This window comes from Paenirhizobium selenitireducens ATCC BAA-1503 (assembly GCF_900492185.1).
Classification (GTDB): Bacteria; Pseudomonadota; Alphaproteobacteria; order Rhizobiales; family Rhizobiaceae; genus Allorhizobium; species Allorhizobium selenitireducens_A.
The window spans coordinates 47672-66305 of the sequence record NZ_UEYP01000012.1 but is presented as its reverse complement, the minus strand read 5'-3'; the positions used below and the strand labels follow the sequence as shown (position 1 = coordinate 66305).

The following is an 18634-nucleotide window of genomic DNA, read 5'->3' as shown; positions in this document are numbered from 1 at the left end:
GGCTAGGCGGTGTTTCTTTTCAAGGTCACCGCAACAGACAGTCCGCCCTCGGTACGATTGCGGAAGTCAAGGCGCCCGCCGAGGCGCTCGACGGCCATCTGGACAATCGATAGACCAAGGCCGCTGCCGGACGCGGCGCTGAGCGGCCCCCGGTAGAAGCGTTCGACCGCTCGCGTCTGCTCGGTCGCGGTCATGCCGGGTCCGACATCGTCGATCTCGATCGTCAGGCCATCGGCAGAGGTGCTGATGGTGCAGACGGCCTCGGTGCCTTGGGGAGCATGCTGGAGCGCGTTTTCCAGGAGGTTTCGCAAGGCGAGCCTTAACAGGGTCCGATCGGTCGGGATTGACATCGCGCCACTCTCGGCATCGCGGCGAACATTGATGCGCACATCTCGCTGAGCCGCCACGGGCGACAGTTCGGCGGCAAGCTCTTCGAGCAGCCGATGCACGTCGACCGGGTCGCGTGCGACGGCATCGTCCCGTGCATCCACGCGCGCCATGTCGATCAACTGGCGGACCATGCGGCTGGTGCGATCGACGCTGCTGAGGATCTGGCCGAGCGCCTGACGGCGGGTGTCAGGATCATCGCTGCGAATGGCGATCTGCGCCTGGGTTCTGAGGCCCGCCAGCGGTGTCTTCAATTCATGGGCGGCGTAGGCGGTGAAGTCGCTTTCCCTTGCACGCACGTCTTCGACGCGCCGGAAAAGACTGTTCAATGCGGCGATCATCGGCCGGATCTCGCGGGGCGCCGGTGCTTCGGCAAGGGGATGAAGCTCGGTCGCGGAGCGGGACGAAAGGCTGGCCGCGATCCGGTTGAGGGGGGCCAGCCCGCGACCGACGCTCAACCAGATGAGCAATGCCAGCAAGGGCAGGATCACCAGGGCCGGAAGCAGAAGACCCTTGATGACGTCACCCACCAGCCGCTCGCGGATCTCGAGGCTGTCACCGACCAGGACCCGGACCCCGAGCGTCGGATTGATCACGGCAAAGACCCGCCAGCGCTCCCCGTTGATCTCGGTTTCGGCGAAGCCTTCCCGGTGGTCGGCGAGAGAGGTGGCCGGCGCGCTTTCCGACCGGCTGACAAGCGTTCCCTGCAAGGACCAGATCTGGCAGGACAGCTGGCGATTGTAGTCACCCTCTACACGCTCGAACTCGCTGCTTGGCTGCCGGGCATTGGCGGCATCCACGGCGGCAGCCACGTCGATGTGGTGGTCGGTGATCAGGGAGCTGACCATGCGCGCGGCTTCGATGAGGCGCGCATCGAGCACACGCTCGACCTCCGCCTGGGTGTTGCTGTAGGTCCAGACGACGGCAAAGAGCCAGACCGCGCCGGTGGTGGCGAGGAGGATGGCGAAAAGCCGGAGGCGGATCGAGATCATGGTGTGTCGTCCTTCAGCCGGTAGCCGACGCCGCGCACGGTTTCGATCAGGTCAGGGCCGAGCTTGGCGCGGATCTTGTGCACGTGGACCTCGACGGTGTTGCTCTCGACATCCTCCTGCCAGCCATAGAGCTTCTGCTCCAGCGCCGTCTTGGACTGGATGGTGCCGGGATTGTCCATCAAGGCCTGCAGGATGGTAAATTCCCGACGCGACAGCGGCACGGTCCGGCCGTCGCGTTCGGCGCTCATGCGCGCCGGGTCCAGGGTGACGCCACGCCATTGCGGCCGGCTTTCCGCTCGCCCCTGCGCCCTGCGGATGATGGCGCGCAGGCGTGCGGCCAGTTCGTCGAGATCGAAGGGCTTGCCGAGATAGTCGTCGGCACCGGCATCGAGGCCGGCGATCCGATCACCCACCTCGTCACGGGCGGTGAGCAGCAGGACCGGCGTGCGCTCGCCCGAGGCGCGCAACTGGGCCAGCACATCGAGACCGGAGCCGTCCGGCAGCATCAAGTCGAGTACGATGGCGTCGAAGCGGTTGACGGCAACGGCTTCGCAGGCGTCGGCCACGCGGCCGACCGCGTCGACGGTGAAGCCGAGCATGTTCAGCCCGACCTTCAAGCCATCCGACAGGACCTCGTCGTCCTCAACCACCAGCAGACGCATCACACCTCCGTGAACCTGACCTTGGCCGCCTCAATGCGCGGCTCACCTTAAGCCTGCCTTAAGGTAGCGGGTCGATCGGTGCCCCGAACGACAAATGGTGCGCCGCCGGAAGGACGCAAGGCATGAACTTTTCCAAAACCCTCATCGGGCTCCTGTTTTCCGCTCTGTTTGCCATCCCCGTCGGCGCGCTCGAACGGCCGCTCGACATGGACAAGGCATTCGTCTTCAGCGCCGAGAGAAGCGAGGAGGGCCGGGTTTCCCTGCGCTGGGACATCCAAGAGGGCTATTACCTCTACCGCGAATATCTTGCCGCCGCGACCCCGGACGGACGGCCGGTCGCGCTGGAAACCAGGCCCGGCACGCTCAAGGACGATCCAGGCTTCGGAAAGGTCGAGGTTTACTTCGATCATGCAGAGGCCCTCGCATCGACAGATGCCCCGGCAATTGAAGTCACCTATCAGGGATGCCAGGACCAGGGCATCTGCTATCCGCCGACCACGCGCACGATAGAACTCGCTGCCCTCGCGGCGGAGAGCGGGAGCAAGTGGACGCCGCCCGGCACAACGGAGACGGGTGCCTCCACGCCGATTTCCGTCGAAACGCCGACAGCAGCAGTCGAAACGGGTTCGGCCGTCGGCGCCACCGGCCTGGCCAGTGCCGCCTCGCCGTCGGGCGGGATGGTCGAGGGTTTCCTCGCCCGTGGCGGCGTACCGCTGCTTTTGGTGGCCTTTCTCGGTCTCGGCATGCTGCTCGCCTTCACCCCTTGCGTCTTCCCCATGTACCCCATAGTCGCAGCAACGCTGGCCCGCGAAGGTGAGCGTCTGACGGCGCGGCGCGGTTTCCTGCTTTCCCTGACCTATGGGCTGGGGCTGGCGACGGCCTTCGGCATGCTCGGTCTTGTCGCCGCCTGGTCCGGGCAAAACCTGCAATTTGCCCTGCAGTCGCCGGTGACGATCGCCCTGACCGCCATCCTGTTCGTCGTCCTCGGTCTTGCCAGCTTCGGTCTGTTCGAATTGCAGCTGCCGGCGGCTTTCACCCGGCGGTTCGTGGGCAAGAAGACAAACGGTTCCGGATCGATCGGGTCGGTGGCGGCGCTCGGTTTCACTTCCGCCCTGATCATCGGGCCTTGTGTCACCGCGCCTCTGGCGGGCGCCCTTCTCTACATCGCCCGCTCGGGTGACCTGTTTCTCGGCGCGGCGGCGCTCTTTGCGCTCGGGCTCGGCAAATCCGTTCCGCTCGTCGTGATGGCCACGTTCGGATCGGGAATACTGCCGCGTGCCGGTGCCTGGATGGAGCGCGTCCGCCAGCTTTTCGGTTTCCTCTTCATCGCTACGGCCGTCTGGCTTGCCGAGCCGCTGCTGCCGGTAGCGGCCGTGCTGGCGCTCTGGTCGATCCTTCTCGTCACCTTCGGCGTGTTCATCGGCGCTTTCGACAGCCTGCGCCCCGAAACCGGTGCAATGGCCCGGCTCGGAAAGTCAGCGGGCCTGCTCTCTGCGCTCTACGGTGCGGTGCTCGTTGTCGGCCTGGCGGCGGGTGCCAGCGATCCCCTGGCGCCGCTCGCGCCGTTTTCTGCAGGTAGCGCCACCCTGTCCCCGGCCGGTGTGTCGAAGAAGGATTTCTCCCCGGTTGCATCCGCGCGCGAGCTTGAAACCCTGCTTGCCGCGAGCGCCAAGGGAAAAAGGCCTGCCCTCGTCTATGTCACAGCCGATTGGTGCGTCAGCTGCCGGACGATCGAAAGAAGTGTGTTGTCGCAACCCGAAATCGGCGATGCGCTGGCCGGTTTCGATCGGCTGAGCGTCGATCTCACGACGAACAATGCGGATCTCGCCGGTTTGATGAAATCGCTCGATGTCATCGGGCCTCCGACCATGCTGTTCTTCGACGGGACGGCGGAAGTGCCGGAAACCCGGCTTGTCGGCGAGGTCGACACGGTCAATCTGGTCCGCTCCGCCGGCCTGGCAAAGGGGGCCGTGCAATGAATGCAGTGTCCATTGGTCCGCTGGCCTTCGACGTCGAAAGGTTGGCCGCGATCCTCGGCATCGGCGCCTTCGTCGCACTGGCAAGCCTGCTTTCCTCCCGGGTCGACAGCCGTCTGGGGCCCTGGTCGACGATGACGCTGGTGCTTGGCCTGATCGGTGCGCGCGCCGGTCATGTCCTCGCACATTGGGAAAGTTTCCTCGCCGAGCCGTGGCGCATCCTGGCCTTCTGGCAGGGCGGCTTTTCGGCGACCGGGGTCCTGGTCGGCATCCTGATCGCGGCCGTGCCCCTGCTCCGGCGGTCATCCCGTCTGATGCCATGGGCGGCAGGCAGCCTGGCGGCCGGTGCGGTTGCCTGGTTCTCGATCCTTGCACTGCTTGGCAGCAATGGGGCAATCGCCGCGCCCGACACGCGGCTGGCGACGCTGGATGGCCGCTCCATCGCCCTTTCCGAACGGGTTGGCCGCCCGCTCGTCGTCAACCTCTGGGCAAGCTGGTGTCCGCCCTGCCGGCGCGAAATGCCGATGATGGCGGAGATGGCGCGCCGCCATCCGCAGATCGATTTCGTCTTCGCCAACCAGGGGGAGGCGCAAGAACGGGTCGCGGACTATCTCGCCGATGCCGGCCTCGCGATCGACACCGTGATCGCCGACCGGACCTCGCTTCTGTCGCGGCACTACAAGGCGCCGGGCCTGCCTGCGACGCTCTTCATCCACCCCGACGGCACGCTCGCCGCATCCCATCTCGGGGAGATCTCGCGCGAGACCCTGTCGGAACAGATCAAACGAATTTCAGCTCCGCTTGCGGAAAAGGACATATGAATGCGTAAATCCATCCAACCGGGGCCGGTGCGCCGTGTGCGGCTCCTGGCCTTGCCCCTGGTCCTGCTGTCCCTGTCGGCCTGCGTGCAGACGACAAAGCCAGCCGTCGAACCGGAGGTGGCGAAAGTCGACCCGTCTGTCGCCAGCATGTATGCGGCGATCGACGACGGCGGGAACTTGATCCCCGCCGTGGATGCGACGAAGATCGAGTCGAAGAATGTGCGCCAGTTGGTCGATTACCAGACCAAGGAGCCGCCGGGCACCATCGTCGTCGATCCGCACGCACGCTTCCTCTATCTCGTCATGGAGAACGGAAAGGCCATGCGCTACGGCGTCGGCGTCGCCAAGGCCGGCCTCGAATTCGTCGGCGAGGCGGACATCGCCCGCAAGGCGCAATGGCCGGGCTGGACGCCGACCCAGGACATGATCAAGCGGGATCCCGAGCGCTACGAGCCGCTCGCCAAGGGATTGCCGGGCGGGCTCAAGAACCCGCTCGGTGCCCGTGCGCTCTATCTCTACAAGGGCGGGCAGGACACGCTCTATCGTATCCATGGAACCAACGAGCCGTGGTCGATCGGCAAGTCCGTCTCGTCCGGCTGCATCCGTATGCTCAACCAGGACATCATCGATCTGCACAGTCGCGTGCCGAAGGGGTCGCGCGTCGTCGTGCTCGGCCCCGAACAATCCGGAAAAGGAGAAATCTGATGCTCACCCGCAGGAACCTGATCAATGCCACGCTCGGTACCGTGGCCCTGTCGACCCTCATGCCGCGTCTCTCATTTGCGCAGGACGTCACCAAGGAAGAGATCTACTTCGACAAGGATGCCCCCGTGCTCGGCAATCCGAAGGGCGACGTCACCCTCGTCGAATTCTTCGACTACCAGTGCCCTTATTGCAAGAAATCGCATCCGACGGTGAAGAAGCTGGTTGAGCAGGACGGCAATATCCGCCTCGTGCTGAAGGACTGGCCGGTCTTCGGCGGTGCCTCGATCTTTGCCGCCCAGGCCGTTCTCGGCGCTGCCCAGATCGGCCAATATGAAAAGGCAATGGAAGCCCTGATGCGCACCTCCGGCAAGCTGACGGAGGAGGTGGTGGAGAAAGCGCTGACGGGCGCCGGCCTGAAGATGCAGGACATCGTCGCCGCCGTGAACAAGCACAGTGGCAAGATTTCCGGTCTGCTCGACCGCAACTACAGCCAGGCGCTCGCCCTGAACTTCGTCGGCACGCCGTCCTTCGTCATCGGGTCGCACCTCTATCCCGGCGTACTGGATGAGAAGGGGCTCAAGGAGGCCATTGCCACGGCACGGGGATGAACGGGCGGAGCCAACCTGACCGGCCGGCTCGGAAGGACGGGTTGGCTCCGTGGCGCGAAAACCGGCTAGATGAGCTTGCGCCGCAGGATGAGCGGGCCATAGAAGGCCGCGAAGCCCACGAAGGCGACGATCCATAGCAGGCCGGCGAGCGGCAGGAGGATCATGGTGTATTCCGGGGCGAGCGCCACGCCGATGCGCAGCAGGGTCGCCAGCACGATCGGGATGTAGATGCCGATCGTGGTCGAGGCGGGCGAGCGCAGCGCCTGGCCGGAATGGCCGCGCGTGGCCCGGGTCATCACGGCCAGCGTCATGGCTCCGATCGCCCCGGATGTCCAGGCATGGACACCGGCGGTGCGCAAGCCGGGCTCGTCGAGCAGCAGGGCAGCCCCGGTCATCAGGGAGCCGAGCGGGATGAAGAAGAAGGCGATGTGCAGGATCGTCACCAGCGGTTCGGCCAGCGTGCGCTCCGGCCTCCAGCGAAGCTGACGGGCAAACTGGGCGATCCCCGCGCCGATCAAGGCCAAGCCGGCGAAAGGCACGAGTGTCGGGACCGCGGTGGCGATGGGCCATGCCGCCAATGCCAGGCCGGAGAGCACCATTGCCGAAAGGTCGAAGCGATTGAAGGCTGGAGGGATCGCACCCGGATTGTTCTGGCGCAGCCAGTTGCCGGTGAAGCTCGGGATAATGCGGCCGCCGATGAGCGAGATCAGGAAGATGATGGTCGCGATGGCGATGCGGTCGGCAAGTTCGATGCGGCCGTAGCGGTCGAATTCCCAGAAGAAGGTCAGTTGCGCGGCAAACAGTATGCCGATGACGGCGATGACCTTGTAGTTGCGGCTGTTGCTGGCGGCGACGAGCTCCCTGAGGATCAGCCCTGCCAGGACCGGAAGGAAGGCGCCGGCCATGACCATGGCGGCCCAAAGACCGATGACTTCGGAGCCTGCGATCGCCAGGCGGCCGGCGAGCCACAGCGCGAAAAGTAGGGCGAGGGGCCAGCCGGTGAACGCCTTGCGGCCGGTCCAGTTGGGCACGGCGGTGAGGAGGAAACCGGCGATCACGGCGGGGACGAAGCCGAACAGCAGCTCGTGCTGATGCCAGACGACCGGCGAGAGGGCCGTCGGAACATGGATGAAGCCGAGAAACCACGGCACCCACAGCGCGATCATCAGCGCGGCATGCAGGGCACCGAGGAGGAAGAAGGGGCGAAAACCGCCGGAGAAGAAATGGGCGATCAGCGAGGGGGAGCGTATTTCGATGGGGTGGGACATTCTCAGCAGCTTTCGGAGGCAAGGTTTGTGGCTCGCGGCCGCGGGCGATCAGGCAAAGACGTCCCGCCCCTCGGCCTTGGCGGCAAGAAGTGTTTCGATCATCAGCCGCTCGGAGGAGACGTGGCGACGCAGGCCTTCGAGGAAACCCTGCAGCATGTAGCGAACCGTCTCGGGCGGCAGCGGGCATTTTACCTCGGCCAGCGTCTCGAGGGTCTTGACCATTTCCTCGCAAGCCAACCCGTCACAGCGATGCTCGGCCTTCAGCCGTTCGATCATCATGGCGGCGAAGCAGGAGCCGGCGTTCCTGTCGAAGTCGGGAAAGAGGATTTGCTCCTCGAGCCTGTGGGCCTCGGTCAGCAGCGGGCCGAGGGTTTCGGTGACCGCGCGGCACGTGGCGCTGTCGACGTCGAAGGGAATGGAATCGGCAATCTCCTCGAGCGTCAGGCAAAGGCCAAGGAGCCCGGCATGATTGCGCTCGAGCGCGACGATCCCCGCGGCATCGAGATCAATGGTCAAGGACATGTTCGTTTCTCCTTGGAGCGGGCCGGAGCTTGACCGGTGCCAACCGATGGGCCGGTTCAACGCCCGGCACACTTTCGACTGCAATCCCACCCTGCGTCATGTCACGCAGGCCTTCTTTGTCGAGACGCAAGGAATTGTGCGACGCGCCGGATTGCGGCGTGTCGCCGGCTAGCGTCTCCCCGGCGGCAGATTGAGCTGCCAGTTCGTCACCAGGCGGACCAGCCAGTCGACGAAGACCCTGACCTTGTTGCTCAGGTGCCGGTTGGGAGGGTAGACGACATAGAGGGCAATCGGCTCGGTGCGCCATTCCGGAAGGACGCGCACCAGATCGCCTTTTGCCAGCGCCTCTGCCGCCATGAAATGGGGGAGCGGAGAGATGCCGAGACCGTTCAAGGCCGCCGTCAGATAGCTGCGCGCATCGTTTACGGCGACGAGATAGCGGCCGTTGACTTCGATCTTCTCACCGTCCCTTTCAAAGTCGAAGGCCATGGTTCGATTGTTCTGGGCCATGAAATAACTGACGCAGTGATGTCTGTCCTCCAGTTCCAGGGGGTGTTGCGGGGTTCCGTGCCTTTCCAGGTAGCCCGGTGCGGCGCAGGTGATCATCGATAGTTCCGACACCCGGCGGGCGATCAGCGACTGGTCGGCCGGAACGCCACCGCGCAAGGCGCAGTCGACATTTTCGGCGAGATAGTCGACGGGACGGTCGCCAACGCCGAGGTCGATGCGGATCTCCGGAAAGCGGGCGTGAAAATCGTGAAGGGCCGGGATGACGATCCAGTCGGCAAAGGCCCCCGCCATCTCCACGCGCAGCCGGCCGCTCGGCGCCATCTGCGAGTTTGACAGGCTGGTGTCGAGTTCGTCGAGCTGGGCAATGATCTGCGTTGCCCGCTCGTAATACAAGGCGCCGTCCGTGGTCACCATGACGCGCCGGGTGGTGCGGTTCAAGAGCTTGGTATGAAGGTGCGCCTCCAGCCCCTGAATGAGATTGGTGACCGTCGCCTTGGGCAGGCTGAGCGCTTCGGCGGCGCGGGTGAAATTGCCCGTTTCGACCACCCGGACGAATGCGCGCATGGCTGATAGCTGATCCATGTGTCGGTTCCTGTCAGTATGCGATGCGAAATTGTTCGAAATCTGGAATAGTGCGCTCGCATTTGCCATACTTGTTCAATAATGCGAATAAAGTACATTCCTTCTCAAGAGAAGCCAATCACGTCGAGGGATGGTGAAGGCCGCCGGCCCTCGTCACGTGATTGGATCGAATTTCTGTATCTGAAATGCCGATCGGTGCCCGGTAAGACTGCCTTTGGCAACTTCCCGGTGGCCCGAGCCGCTGGCCATTTAACAAGGGAAGGGTTGTTGTCATGCGCATTCCCCGCTACCTGCCGGTTCTGGTCCCGCTCTTTGTGAGTGCGGTCCGGGTCCTGTGGCGCGCGGAGTAAAGGTTCGATGCCTGTCGAGATCAAGGATATGACGCTGGACAATGTGGCCGTTGGCCCCATTGCCGTTCGGGTCTACCAAGGAGCGGAATATGGCAAGGGACCTCCGGTCCTGATCTATTTCCACGCGGGTGCGTTTCGTCACGTGGGGCTTGGCGATTGCCCGATGGCGGAATGTCTCGCCGGGACGGGCGCGATCGTCGTGGTGCCGGATTACAATGCCCTCGGTTCGGTTTTCCCCAAACCGCTCGAGGTGGGATTTGCCCTCTTCTCCTACATGGCGAAGAAGCGGGCAGGCTTCGGTGATCGCAAGTCCCTGCTGCTGGTCGGCGGCTCGGAGGCGGGCGGCAATATCGCCGCTGCGGTCAGCCTCAAGGCGCGCGACCATTTCGCCGACGAACTGGACGGTCAGGTGCTGGTCTCGCCGCTGCTCGACCCCTTCATGGGGACGCCCTCGTTCCGCAAGGCCGAAGCGATCGGCATGCGGGATCTCTGGGCGGAGGGGTGGAGCCATTATCTGAGCGGCGGGATCTGCCATCCGTATGCGGCCCCGTCCGGTTGTTCGCGGTTGGCGGGACTTGCGCCGGCGCTGCTGCTTTCGTCGGAGGATGATCCGCTTCTCGACGAGACCCTTGCCTATGCCCAGCGACTGAAGAGTGCGGGTGTCGAGGTTCGACAGCATGTCCTTCCCGCCAGGGCAGGCTGGCCATCGGTATATGGCGGGAAGACGGAGGAAGCCCCGAGTTGGCAGGAAAGCGCAAGCAGCGAGTTCGCAGGCTTCGTGCGCGACATCTGCGCTCGCAGAGCTGATTTGAAGACGATTTGATCTTGAGCGGCCGTGAGGGCCGCAAGGAGCTAGACCATGACAGAGAAAGCAAGACGCTGGGCCCTCCTGGGCACCGGCCTGGGACTGGCTGCGTCCATTTCGGCGGCAGCACTGTTCTACGACACGCCGTTCAGCCGGGCTGCCGCGGAGACGGGGGCGGCGGATACCGCAGCCGCCGCTCCGCCGGCGACGCCGGTGACCGTGGCCGTGGTGAAGAGCCGCGATGTCACCACCTGGCAGGAATTCTCGGGCCGGCTGGAAGCCGTGGACCGGGTCGAGATCCGCCCCCGTGTCGGCGGGGCGATCCAGTCAGTCAATTTCCGCGAGGGCGCGTTGGTGAAGGCCGGAGACCTCCTCTTCACCATCGATCCCGCGCCCTATGAGGCGACCGTTGCCCAGGCCAATGGGCAGGTCGCCTCCGCGGAAGCCCGTGTGGCGCTGGCGAATACCGAACTCGAACGCGGCCGCCGGCTGGCGGGCAATCGCACGATCTCGCAGAGCGATCTCGACCAGCGCCAGCACGCCGTTGCCGAAGCGGAAGCCGCCCTGAAGACGGCCCAGGCCGTTCTTCGTTCCGCCGAACTCGAGCTGGACTATACCAAGGTGCGCGCACCCGTTTCCGGCCGCGCCGGCAAGATCGCGATCACCGTCGGAAACCTGGTCGCCGCGGGATCCACCTCGTCGGCATTGACGACGCTGGTCTCGTCCGACCCGATCTATGCCAGCTTCAACGCCAGCGAGGAGATCGTCGCGCGGGCGCTTTCCAGGCTGCCGGCGACCGACGGCGCGCTGCCGCCGATCGACCAGATCCCGGTCGAGATCGGCACGCTCGCCGACGAGGGGACACCGATCAAGGGCAAGCTGCAACTCATCGGCAACGAGGTGGATGCCTTGAGCGGCACCATCCCGGTTCGTGCCGTGATCGACAATCCGCAAGGGCTGCTGATCCCCGGCCAGTTCGTGCGCATCCGCATGGGCGAACCGCGGCCGGATAGCCGGATCCTCGTCAGCGAAAAGGCGATCGGAACCGATCAGGACAAGAAGTTCGTCTTCGTCGTCGATGCCGACAACAAGGTGGCCTATCGCCCGGTCGAGCTCGGCGGCAGTGCAGATGGCGAGCGGATCGTCGCGAGCGGGCTTGCCGATGGCGACAAGGTCATCGTCAACGGGCTGCAGCGCGTGCGTCCGGGCGCACTTGTCGATCCGCAGACCAAGGAGGCCGTCGCGGCCGTCAACTGAATATAGAGGGTGGGGCGCCGGCCTCGCCGCTTTGCGCATCGCATTCGATCCTCTGGCGGACACTAGTTTGCCGGATAGGACTTCTTGTCGAAATTTCACCCTGGAGAGGGGCTTCGAAATGAGTATTTCCCGCTTTTTTGTCGACCGGCCGGTGTTTGCTGCCGTGTTGTCGATCCTCATCGTCGTTGCCGGCCTGATCGGCATGCGCTCGCTGCCGATCTCGGAATATCCCGAGGTCGTGCCGCCGTCGATCGTCGTGCGCGCGGTCTATCCCGGCGCCAACCCCGTGGTCATCGCCGAGACGGTGGCAACGCCGCTCGAGGAGCAGATCAACGGCGTCGACGACATGCTGTACATGAACAGCCAGGCAACGTCCGACGGCGTGCTGACGCTGACCGTCACCTTCAAGCTCGGCACGGATCCGGACAAGGCCCAGCAGCTCGTCCAGAACCGTGTCTCGCAGGCCGAACCACGCTTGCCGGCGGAGGTTCGCGCGCTCGGGGTCACCACCGTCAAGAGTTCGCCGGACTTCATCATGGTGGTCAATCTGGTGTCGACCACCGACCGCTACGACGTGACCTATCTGCGCAATTACGCGACGCTGAATATCAAGGACCGTCTCGCCCGCATCGAAGGCGCCGGCCAGGTTCAAGTCTTCGGCGCCGGCGACTACGCCATGCGCATCTGGATCGATCCGCAGAAGGCGGCCGAACATGCGCTTGCCGCCAGCGACATCACCAATGCCATCCGCCAGCAGAACGTGCAGGCCGCGGCCGGCATCATTGGCGCATCGCCGAGCCCGAGCGGCGTCGAACTTCAGCTCAACGTCAACGCCCAGGGGCGTCTGAGCACGCCCGAGGAATTCGGCGAGATCATCGTCAAGACGGGCAATGAGGGCGAGATCACGCGCCTCAAGGATGTCGCCCGCATCGAAATGGGTGCTGCCGACTATACACTTCGTTCGCTGCTCGACGGCCAGCCGGCGGTGGCGATTGCCGTGCTGCAGGCGCCCGGTTCCAATGCCATCGAGATTGCCGACAATGTGCGTGCCACCATGGACCAACTCCAGCTCGCCATGCCCGACGGGGTGAAATACGAGATCGTCTACGACACCACCGAGTTCGTGCGTGCGTCGATCGAGAAGGTCGTCGACACGCTTCTGGAGGCGGTTGCCCTCGTGGTTCTCGTCGTCATCCTCTTCCTGCAAACCTGGCGCGCCTCGATCATCCCGCTGATCGCCGTACCGGTCTCGATCATCGGCACCTTTGCGGTGATGTATGCCTTCGGCTTCTCGATCAATGCGCTGACGCTGTTCGGCCTGGTGCTTGCCATCGGCATCGTGGTGGACGACGCGATCGTCGTCGTCGAAAACGTCGAGCGCAATATCGAGAACGGGTTGACGCCGCGCGAGGCGACCTACCGCGCCATGCGGGAAGTGTCGGGGCCGATCATCGCGATTGCGCTGGTGCTGGTCGCGGTCTTCGTGCCGCTGGCCTTCATCAGCGGCCTTTCCGGCCAGTTCTACCGCCAGTTCGCGCTGACCATCGCCATCTCGACGGTGATTTCCGCGATCAACTCGCTCACCCTGTCGCCGGCCCTGGCCGCCCTTCTGCTGAAGGATCATCATGCGCCCAAGGACTGGCTGACGCGGGCGATGGATCGGGTCTTCGGCTGGTTCTTCCGCGGCTTCAACCGGGCCTTCGGCGCCGCGTCGAACGGCTATGGCCGCAGCGTCGGCGGTCTCCTGTCGCGCAAGTCGCTGGTCATGGTCGTCTATCTCGCGCTGATCGGCGCCACCTATGCCGTCTTCAATGCTGTTCCGGGCGGCTTCGTCCCGGCGCAGGACAAGCAGTATCTCATCGGCTTTGCCCAATTGCCGGACGGCGCGACGCTGGACCGAACGGAGGACGTGATCAAGCGGATGAGCGACATCGCGCTGGAACAGCCGGGCGTCGCCCATGCCATCGCCTTCCCCGGCCTGTCGATCAACGGCTTCACCATCGGTTCCAATTCGGGCATCGTGTTCGCCGTGCTGGACGATTTTTCCGAGCGTACGACGCCGGAACTCTCCGGTGGTGCCATCGCGATGCAGCTGAACCAGAAGTTTTCGGGCATCCAGGACGCCTTCATCGCCATGTTCCCGCCGCCGCCGGTCAACGGCCTCGGTTCCACCGGCGGCTTCAAGCTGCAGATCGAGGACCGTGCCGGTCTCGGCTACCAGGCGCTCGACGAGGCGACCAAGGCTTTCCTCGGCAAGGCCTACCAGGCGCCGGAGCTTGCGGGCCTGTTCTCCAGCTTCCAGATCAACGTGCCGCAGCTCTATGCCGATCTCGACCGCGCCAAGGCGGAACAGCTCGGCGTGTCGGTGACGGACGTGTTCGAGACGCTGCAGATCTATCTCGGCTCGCTCTACGTCAACGACTTCAACGCCTTTGGCCGCACCTACAGCGTCCGGGTCCAGGCCGATGCCGCGTTTCGTGCGAGGCCCGAGGATATCGGCCAGCTCCAGGTGCGCTCGCGCGCCGGGAAGATGATTCCGCTTTCGGCGCTTTTGAAGGTCGAAAGCACCACGGGGCCGGAGCGCACCACGCGTTATAACGGCTTCCTCGCCGCCGACATCAATGGCGGCCCGGCACCGGGCTTCTCGTCGGGGCAGGCGCAGGCGGCGGTCGAGCGCATCGCCGACGAGACGCTGCCGAACGGCATCACCTTCGAATGGACGGACCTGACCTACCAGCAGATCCTGGCCGGCAATTCGAGCATCGTCGTCTTTCCGCTGGCGCTTCTGCTCGTCTATCTCGTGCTGGCGGCCCAGTATGAGAGCCTGACGCTGCCGATCGCGATCGTCATGATCGTGCCGATGGGCGTGCTCGCCGCGCTGGCCGGGGTCTGGTACACGGGTGGGGACAACAACATCTTCACCCAGATCGGCCTCATGGTGCTTGTGGGGCTATCGGCGAAGAACGCGATCCTGATCGTCGAATTCGCCCGGGAGCTGGAGTTCGAGGGCCGAACGCCGCTCCAGGCGGCGATCGAGGCGAGCCGGCTTCGCCTTCGACCGATCCTCATGACGTCGATGGCCTTCATCATGGGTGTCGTGCCTCTGGTGCTTTCGACCGGTGCCGGTGCGGAAATGCGCGCTGCCATGGGCCTTGCCGTTTTCTCCGGCATGATCGGCGTCACCTTCTTCGGCATCTTCATGACGCCGGTCTTCTACGTGCTGCTTCGTCGCCTCACGGGCAATCGCCCGCTGATCCACCACGAGGAGAACGCGCAGTTGCAGGAGCGAGGAGAAACAAGCCGCATGGCTGCGGAATAGGCCCGGGTGGCGACCGCTTGGTCGGGCCTTTGAATGGAATCGCAAGGCTGACCAAGCTCGGCGAAACGATGGTTGGAACCGGGCAATACGGCTCAAAGCAGCTGTGTCAGTTCCGCCCGGTGCCGCATCATGATCAGCAGCGCCGCATAGTCCCGTTCGTAATGGTTCCGGGTCGTCGCGTCGGGTGGGGTCGCGTTCGTGCGGATCGCCATGGCGCGGCCAGCGGAGGCCATGTCGGCGAAAAGGCCGGCGGCTACGGCTGCGTGTTGGGCGGTCCCGAGCAGGACGGCATCCTGGTCGACAGGCGCCAGGATCGTACAGCCCAGCACGTCGGCATAGAGTTGCGGAATGAGCGGATGATGGGAAAAGCCGCCGGCAATCGCCAGCGTCTCGATCCGATCCGGCTCTCCCGGCATCTGCCCGATGATGTGGCGTATGCCGCAGGCGAGCGCGACGCAGGTGCGCCAGTATAGGCGACACAGGCCCTCGAAGCTGCGGTCTAGCGTCATTCCGGCAATGGTGCCAGTCAGGTCCGGATCGGTGGTCGGCGAACGGGTGCCGTGGAAATCGGGCAGGACATGGATGGGAAGGCCATAGCCTGGACCGCGCTCTGCCCGACGCTCGGCAATATGGTCGAGCACCTGGGCGTGGCGTGCCTGGGTCGGCTCTCCACCGGCGGGATGGGTCCGCAATATATGGTCGAGCAGGGCCCCTGATGCCGACTGCCCGGCCTCCGTCAGCCAGAGGCCGGCGATTGCCACGTCGCGAAACGCGCCCCAGCACCCCTCGGCCTGGCGTTCGTCGTGTGTCAGTTGCACGACGCAGCTGGAGGTTCCGGCGATCAGGGCGGCGTGGGTTTCCAGCCGGTCAACCGCCGTCGCGAGCTTCGATGCGAACAGGGCGATCGTGCCGGCATAGGCATCGATCAGCCCCGGCGCGACCAGGCAGGCCGGGCTGAGGCCCAGCTCACCGGCGGCCCATTCGGAAAGATTGCCGACCGGCCGCGTCGGCGGCAGGGCGCTTGTCGGCAGGCCGGCGCGCTCGGCCAGGTCGTCAAGTCCGACGAGCCTGTAGAAGTCGTCCGGCCGCGTGCCGGGGCCTTCCGGCGTATAACCCCATTTCGATGCCAGCGGCGAATGGGAGCGGGCCGAAGATCCCGTCGCCCGCCATGTGAGATAGTCGCACAGGTCGAAGATCAGACCGGCTTCAGGCCAAGCGGTCGGCATGTTCTCCTTCAGCCAGAGGAGTTTGGGGACCTGCATTTCGGCGGAGAGGCGCCCGCCATAGCGGCGCAGCAGCGGGGCCTCGGTCGCATTGCAGCGTTCGGCCTGCTCGGCGGCACGGTGGTCCATCCACAAGAGCGTGTCGAGATTGTCTCGGCCCGTGGTCGAGATCGAGAGCGGCTTTCCTGTGCGGTCCCGCACGACCAGCGAACAGGTCGCATCAAAGCCGATCGCCGCGATGTCGTCACCCGACAGGCCAGCCAGTTCGATCGCGGCGCGGACTGACCGGCAGACCGCCGTCCAGATCTCCTCGCTGTCCTGTTCGAGGTGTTTTTCCCGCGGCTGATGCAGTGAAATCGGCGTGGTGTGGCGGGCGCGTTGCGTACCGCGCAGGTCGAATATGCCGGCCCTCACGCTGCCGGTGCCCACGTCGACGGCCATCAGATAGTCACGCATCAGGGTTGTCTTTCGGTCTCCTCGCCGGGACCACAAACTGAAGCAAATCCGCCATGTCGTCAAACCGCACATCCGGGGCAAGTTGGTCGAGCGCGGCGCGATAATCGGCAAACCGGGTATGCGACCCGCCGGTAAAGGCAATGACCTGCATCCCGGCGGCGCGGGCGGCCTCGATGCCGGACGGACTGTCCTCGATGACGAGGCATTGCTGGGGCGAATAGCCCATCGCCTGCGCCGCATGGAGGAAGAGATCCGGCGCCGGCTTGCCGCGGGCGACCATGGTGGCGCTGAAGATATGCGGGGCGAAATGGTCAATCAGTCCGGTGGCGCGCAGGCATAGTTCGATGCGTTCCTTCTGGCTGGACGAGGCGACGCACCAGTCAATGCCGGCCGCGGCAAAGCCTGCGATGACAGCGGGGATACCGTCGATCGGGCGGAGTTCGGCGCGGAAGCGGGCGTAGAGCACATCGCGCATGCGGCTCAGGAAGGTCTCGTCGATTTCGAGGCCGAACTCGTCGCGCACCGTCTCTCGAACGGATGCGAGGCTACGGCCGAGAAAGCGCCGGGCAACGCCCTCGTCGTCGATGGCGATACCCGCCTGGCCGAGGAAGTCGGCGAGAACGGCAAGGGCGATCGGCTCGCTGTCGACGAGGACGCCGTCGCAATCGAAGATCACCAGCCGTTTTTCCGCGTGGTTCATCCGGCCTGGTCCGAGAGCTTGCCGTCGAGATACTGTTCCAGCGTAGCGGCGGTACCGATGCTCCGCAAGCTCCCGATGGCGCGGGTGAAGCGGGCGACGAAGCGGGGATCGGTGCCGATCGCGCCGAAGATGTCGCCAAGGGCGAGGAAGGCGGTCGGATCGCCTTGCGACCTGAGAGCTGCGGCGTGCAGGCGGTCCGCGCTCGGGTCGTTGAAGACGATCGGCTTGCCGCTGTCGGTCGTGCCCTCCAGATAGCGGCACCAGAGCGCCGAGACGAGGGCGAGGCCGGTGACGTCGAGACCCCTGGCGAGGCGGTCGGCGGTCGAGGGCAGGATGAATTTCGGCTGGCGGTTGGAACCGTCCTGGGCAAGGCGGGGGATGGTGTCGCCGATCTTCGGATTGGAAAAACGGCTTTCGATCAGGTGGAAATAGTCTTCGAGACTGGTGTCCGGCACCGGCGGCACGACGGGGATGATCTCGTCCTGTTCCAGCTTGGCGAGGAAGCCGCGGATCAGTGTGTTCTCCATCGCCTCGTGGACGAAGTGGATGTCCAGAAGCGCCGCCGGATAGGCGATCGCCGCATGGCCGCCGTTGAGGATGCGCAGTTTCATCAACTCGTAAGGAGCCACATCCGGAACGAAGGTGACGCCGACCTTTTCCAGCGCCGGTCGGCCGAGCGGAAACCTGTCTTCCAGAACCCACTGCTTGAATTCCTCGCAGAAGACCGGCCAGGCATCGTCGATACCGTAGATTTCGCGGGTCATGGCGATCTCGCGTTCACCGGTCGCCGGCGTGATGCGGTCGACCATGGCGTTGGGAAAGGCGACGTTTTCATGAATCCACTGGGCGAAGTCGGGGTCTGACAGGCGGGCGAGGCCGGTGATGGTTGCCTCGGTCACCTCGCCATTGCCGGGAATGTTGTCGCAGCACATCACGGTGAAGGGCGGAATGCCGGCCGCGCGGCGGGCCTTGAGGCCTGCGATGATCAGGCCGAAGACCGACTTCGGATGGATGGGATCGGCCGCATCGGCGACCATGGCCGGGTGGGTCGGGTCGAACCGGCCGGTCGCCGGGTCGATGAAATAGCCGCCCTCGGTGATCGTCATCGAAACGATGCGGATCGCCGGGTCCGCGAGCGCGGCGATGATCGCATCGAAATCCGGCGCCGCCAGCATGCCCGTCATGGGGCCCGTCACGGTCGCCGCGCTGCGCTCATTGTCCTGCTCGACGACAGTGGTCAGATAGTCCTGGTTTTCGAGCTTTTCCTTCATCAGCCGGTCGGACGGCATGATGCCACAGCCGAGGATGGCCCAGTCGAGATCCCGGCCCTGGTCGAACAGTTCGTGCAGGTAGACGGCCTGATGGGCGCGATGGAAATTGCCGACGCCGAAATGCAGGATGCCGGCCTTCAACTGGTCGCGGCGATAGGCCGGGACGGCGGCGGTCCTTTCGATTTCGGCAAGGTTTGCCAGCGATAGCTTGCAGGTCATT

General features: G+C 64.8%; 15 protein-coding genes. 7 read left to right on the top strand and 8 right to left on the bottom strand.

Annotation, left to right across the window (positions count from 1 at the left end):
- Positions 1 to 2: 2 nt before the first annotated feature.
- Complete coding sequence (locus tag RHIZ70P_RS17545) at positions 3 to 1379, bottom strand: ATP-binding protein (protein ID WP_115671777.1); 1377 nt, start codon at positions 1377 to 1379, stop codon at positions 3 to 5.
- Positions 1376 to 2041 (bottom strand): response regulator transcription factor, encoded by a 666-nt coding sequence (locus tag RHIZ70P_RS17540; protein ID WP_115671776.1) that lies wholly within the window; start codon positions 2039 to 2041, stop codon positions 1376 to 1378. Before RHIZ70P_RS17540 ends, RHIZ70P_RS17545 begins: the two co-directional genes overlap by 4 nt.
- 122 nt (positions 2042 to 2163) lie before the next feature.
- On the opposite strand from RHIZ70P_RS17540, the gene dsbD reads away from it, so the two are divergent.
- From dsbD to RHIZ70P_RS17520, 4 genes are read left to right on the top strand one after another with little or no spacing between them, the layout of a single operon-like run.
- A complete protein-coding gene (gene dsbD / locus RHIZ70P_RS17535; protein WP_115671775.1) occupies positions 2164 to 4020 on the top strand; it encodes a protein-disulfide reductase DsbD in 1857 nt (618 codons plus the stop codon).
- Positions 4017 to 4838 (top strand): TlpA disulfide reductase family protein, encoded by an 822-nt coding sequence (locus tag RHIZ70P_RS17530; protein WP_115671774.1) that lies wholly within the window; start codon positions 4017 to 4019, stop codon positions 4836 to 4838. Before dsbD ends, RHIZ70P_RS17530 begins: the two co-directional genes overlap by 4 nt.
- Positions 4839 to 5543, top strand: coding sequence for a L,D-transpeptidase (locus tag RHIZ70P_RS17525; RefSeq protein WP_115671773.1), 705 nt, complete (start codon positions 4839 to 4841; stop codon positions 5541 to 5543). It abuts the gene before it with no gap.
- Positions 5543 to 6151: a DsbA family protein gene (locus RHIZ70P_RS17520; protein ID WP_115671772.1), complete on the top strand. Its 609-nt coding sequence runs from the start codon at positions 5543 to 5545 to the stop codon at positions 6149 to 6151. Before RHIZ70P_RS17525 ends, RHIZ70P_RS17520 begins: the two co-directional genes overlap by 1 nt.
- Positions 6152 to 6216: 65 nt before the next feature.
- Here RHIZ70P_RS17520 and RHIZ70P_RS17515 read toward each other — a convergent pair whose 3' ends face one another.
- The 3 genes from RHIZ70P_RS17515 to RHIZ70P_RS17505 all read right to left on the bottom strand — a co-directional run bounded on the left by RHIZ70P_RS17515 (position 6217) and on the right by RHIZ70P_RS17505 (position 9033).
- Positions 6217 to 7419 (bottom strand): NnrS family protein, encoded by a 1203-nt coding sequence (locus RHIZ70P_RS17515; protein ID WP_115671771.1) that lies wholly within the window; start codon positions 7417 to 7419, stop codon positions 6217 to 6219.
- A gap of 48 nt (positions 7420 to 7467) precedes the next feature.
- Positions 7468 to 7941: a hemerythrin domain-containing protein gene (locus RHIZ70P_RS17510; RefSeq protein ID WP_115671770.1), complete on the bottom strand. Its 474-nt coding sequence runs from the start codon at positions 7939 to 7941 to the stop codon at positions 7468 to 7470.
- A gap of 168 nt (positions 7942 to 8109) precedes the next feature.
- Entirely contained in the window at positions 8110 to 9033 is a 924-nt protein-coding gene (locus RHIZ70P_RS17505; RefSeq protein WP_115671769.1) for a LysR family transcriptional regulator, read from the bottom strand.
- Positions 9034 to 9390: 357 nt separating this feature from the next.
- Between RHIZ70P_RS17505 and RHIZ70P_RS17500 the strand changes: the two genes are divergently transcribed.
- The 3 genes from RHIZ70P_RS17500 to RHIZ70P_RS17490 all read left to right on the top strand — a co-directional run bounded on the left by RHIZ70P_RS17500 (position 9391) and on the right by RHIZ70P_RS17490 (position 14764).
- On the top strand, positions 9391 to 10206 hold the full coding sequence (locus tag RHIZ70P_RS17500) for an alpha/beta hydrolase fold domain-containing protein (protein WP_115671768.1): 816 nt from the start codon (positions 9391 to 9393) through the stop codon (positions 10204 to 10206).
- Positions 10207 to 10242: 36 nt separating this feature from the next.
- Complete coding sequence (locus tag RHIZ70P_RS17495; RefSeq protein ID WP_115671767.1) at positions 10243 to 11445, top strand: efflux RND transporter periplasmic adaptor subunit; 1203 nt, start codon at positions 10243 to 10245, stop codon at positions 11443 to 11445.
- A 118-nt stretch (positions 11446 to 11563) separates the two neighbouring features.
- A complete protein-coding gene (locus RHIZ70P_RS17490; protein ID WP_115671766.1) occupies positions 11564 to 14764 on the top strand; it encodes an efflux RND transporter permease subunit in 3201 nt (1066 codons plus the stop codon).
- Between the two features lie 92 nt (positions 14765 to 14856).
- On the opposite strand, the gene RHIZ70P_RS17485 is transcribed toward RHIZ70P_RS17490, so the two are convergent.
- Genes RHIZ70P_RS17485 through RHIZ70P_RS17475 form a run of 3 tightly spaced genes read right to left on the bottom strand, consistent with a single transcriptional unit; the run spans position 14857 to position 18633 of the window.
- Positions 14857 to 16443 (bottom strand): FGGY-family carbohydrate kinase, encoded by a 1587-nt coding sequence (locus RHIZ70P_RS17485; protein WP_115671765.1) that lies wholly within the window; start codon positions 16441 to 16443, stop codon positions 14857 to 14859.
- The gene (locus RHIZ70P_RS17480; RefSeq protein WP_115671764.1) at positions 16436 to 17143 is read right to left on the bottom strand and encodes an HAD family hydrolase; all 708 of its coding nucleotides are present in this window, start codon (positions 17141 to 17143) and stop codon (positions 16436 to 16438) included. The genes RHIZ70P_RS17485 and RHIZ70P_RS17480 overlap by 8 nt, the downstream gene beginning before the upstream one ends.
- Positions 17140 to 18633, bottom strand: a complete 1494-nt coding sequence (locus RHIZ70P_RS17475; protein ID WP_115671763.1) for a mannitol dehydrogenase family protein — start codon at positions 18631 to 18633, stop codon at positions 17140 to 17142. Before RHIZ70P_RS17475 ends, RHIZ70P_RS17480 begins: the two co-directional genes overlap by 4 nt.
- Position 18634: the final 1 nt, after the last annotated feature.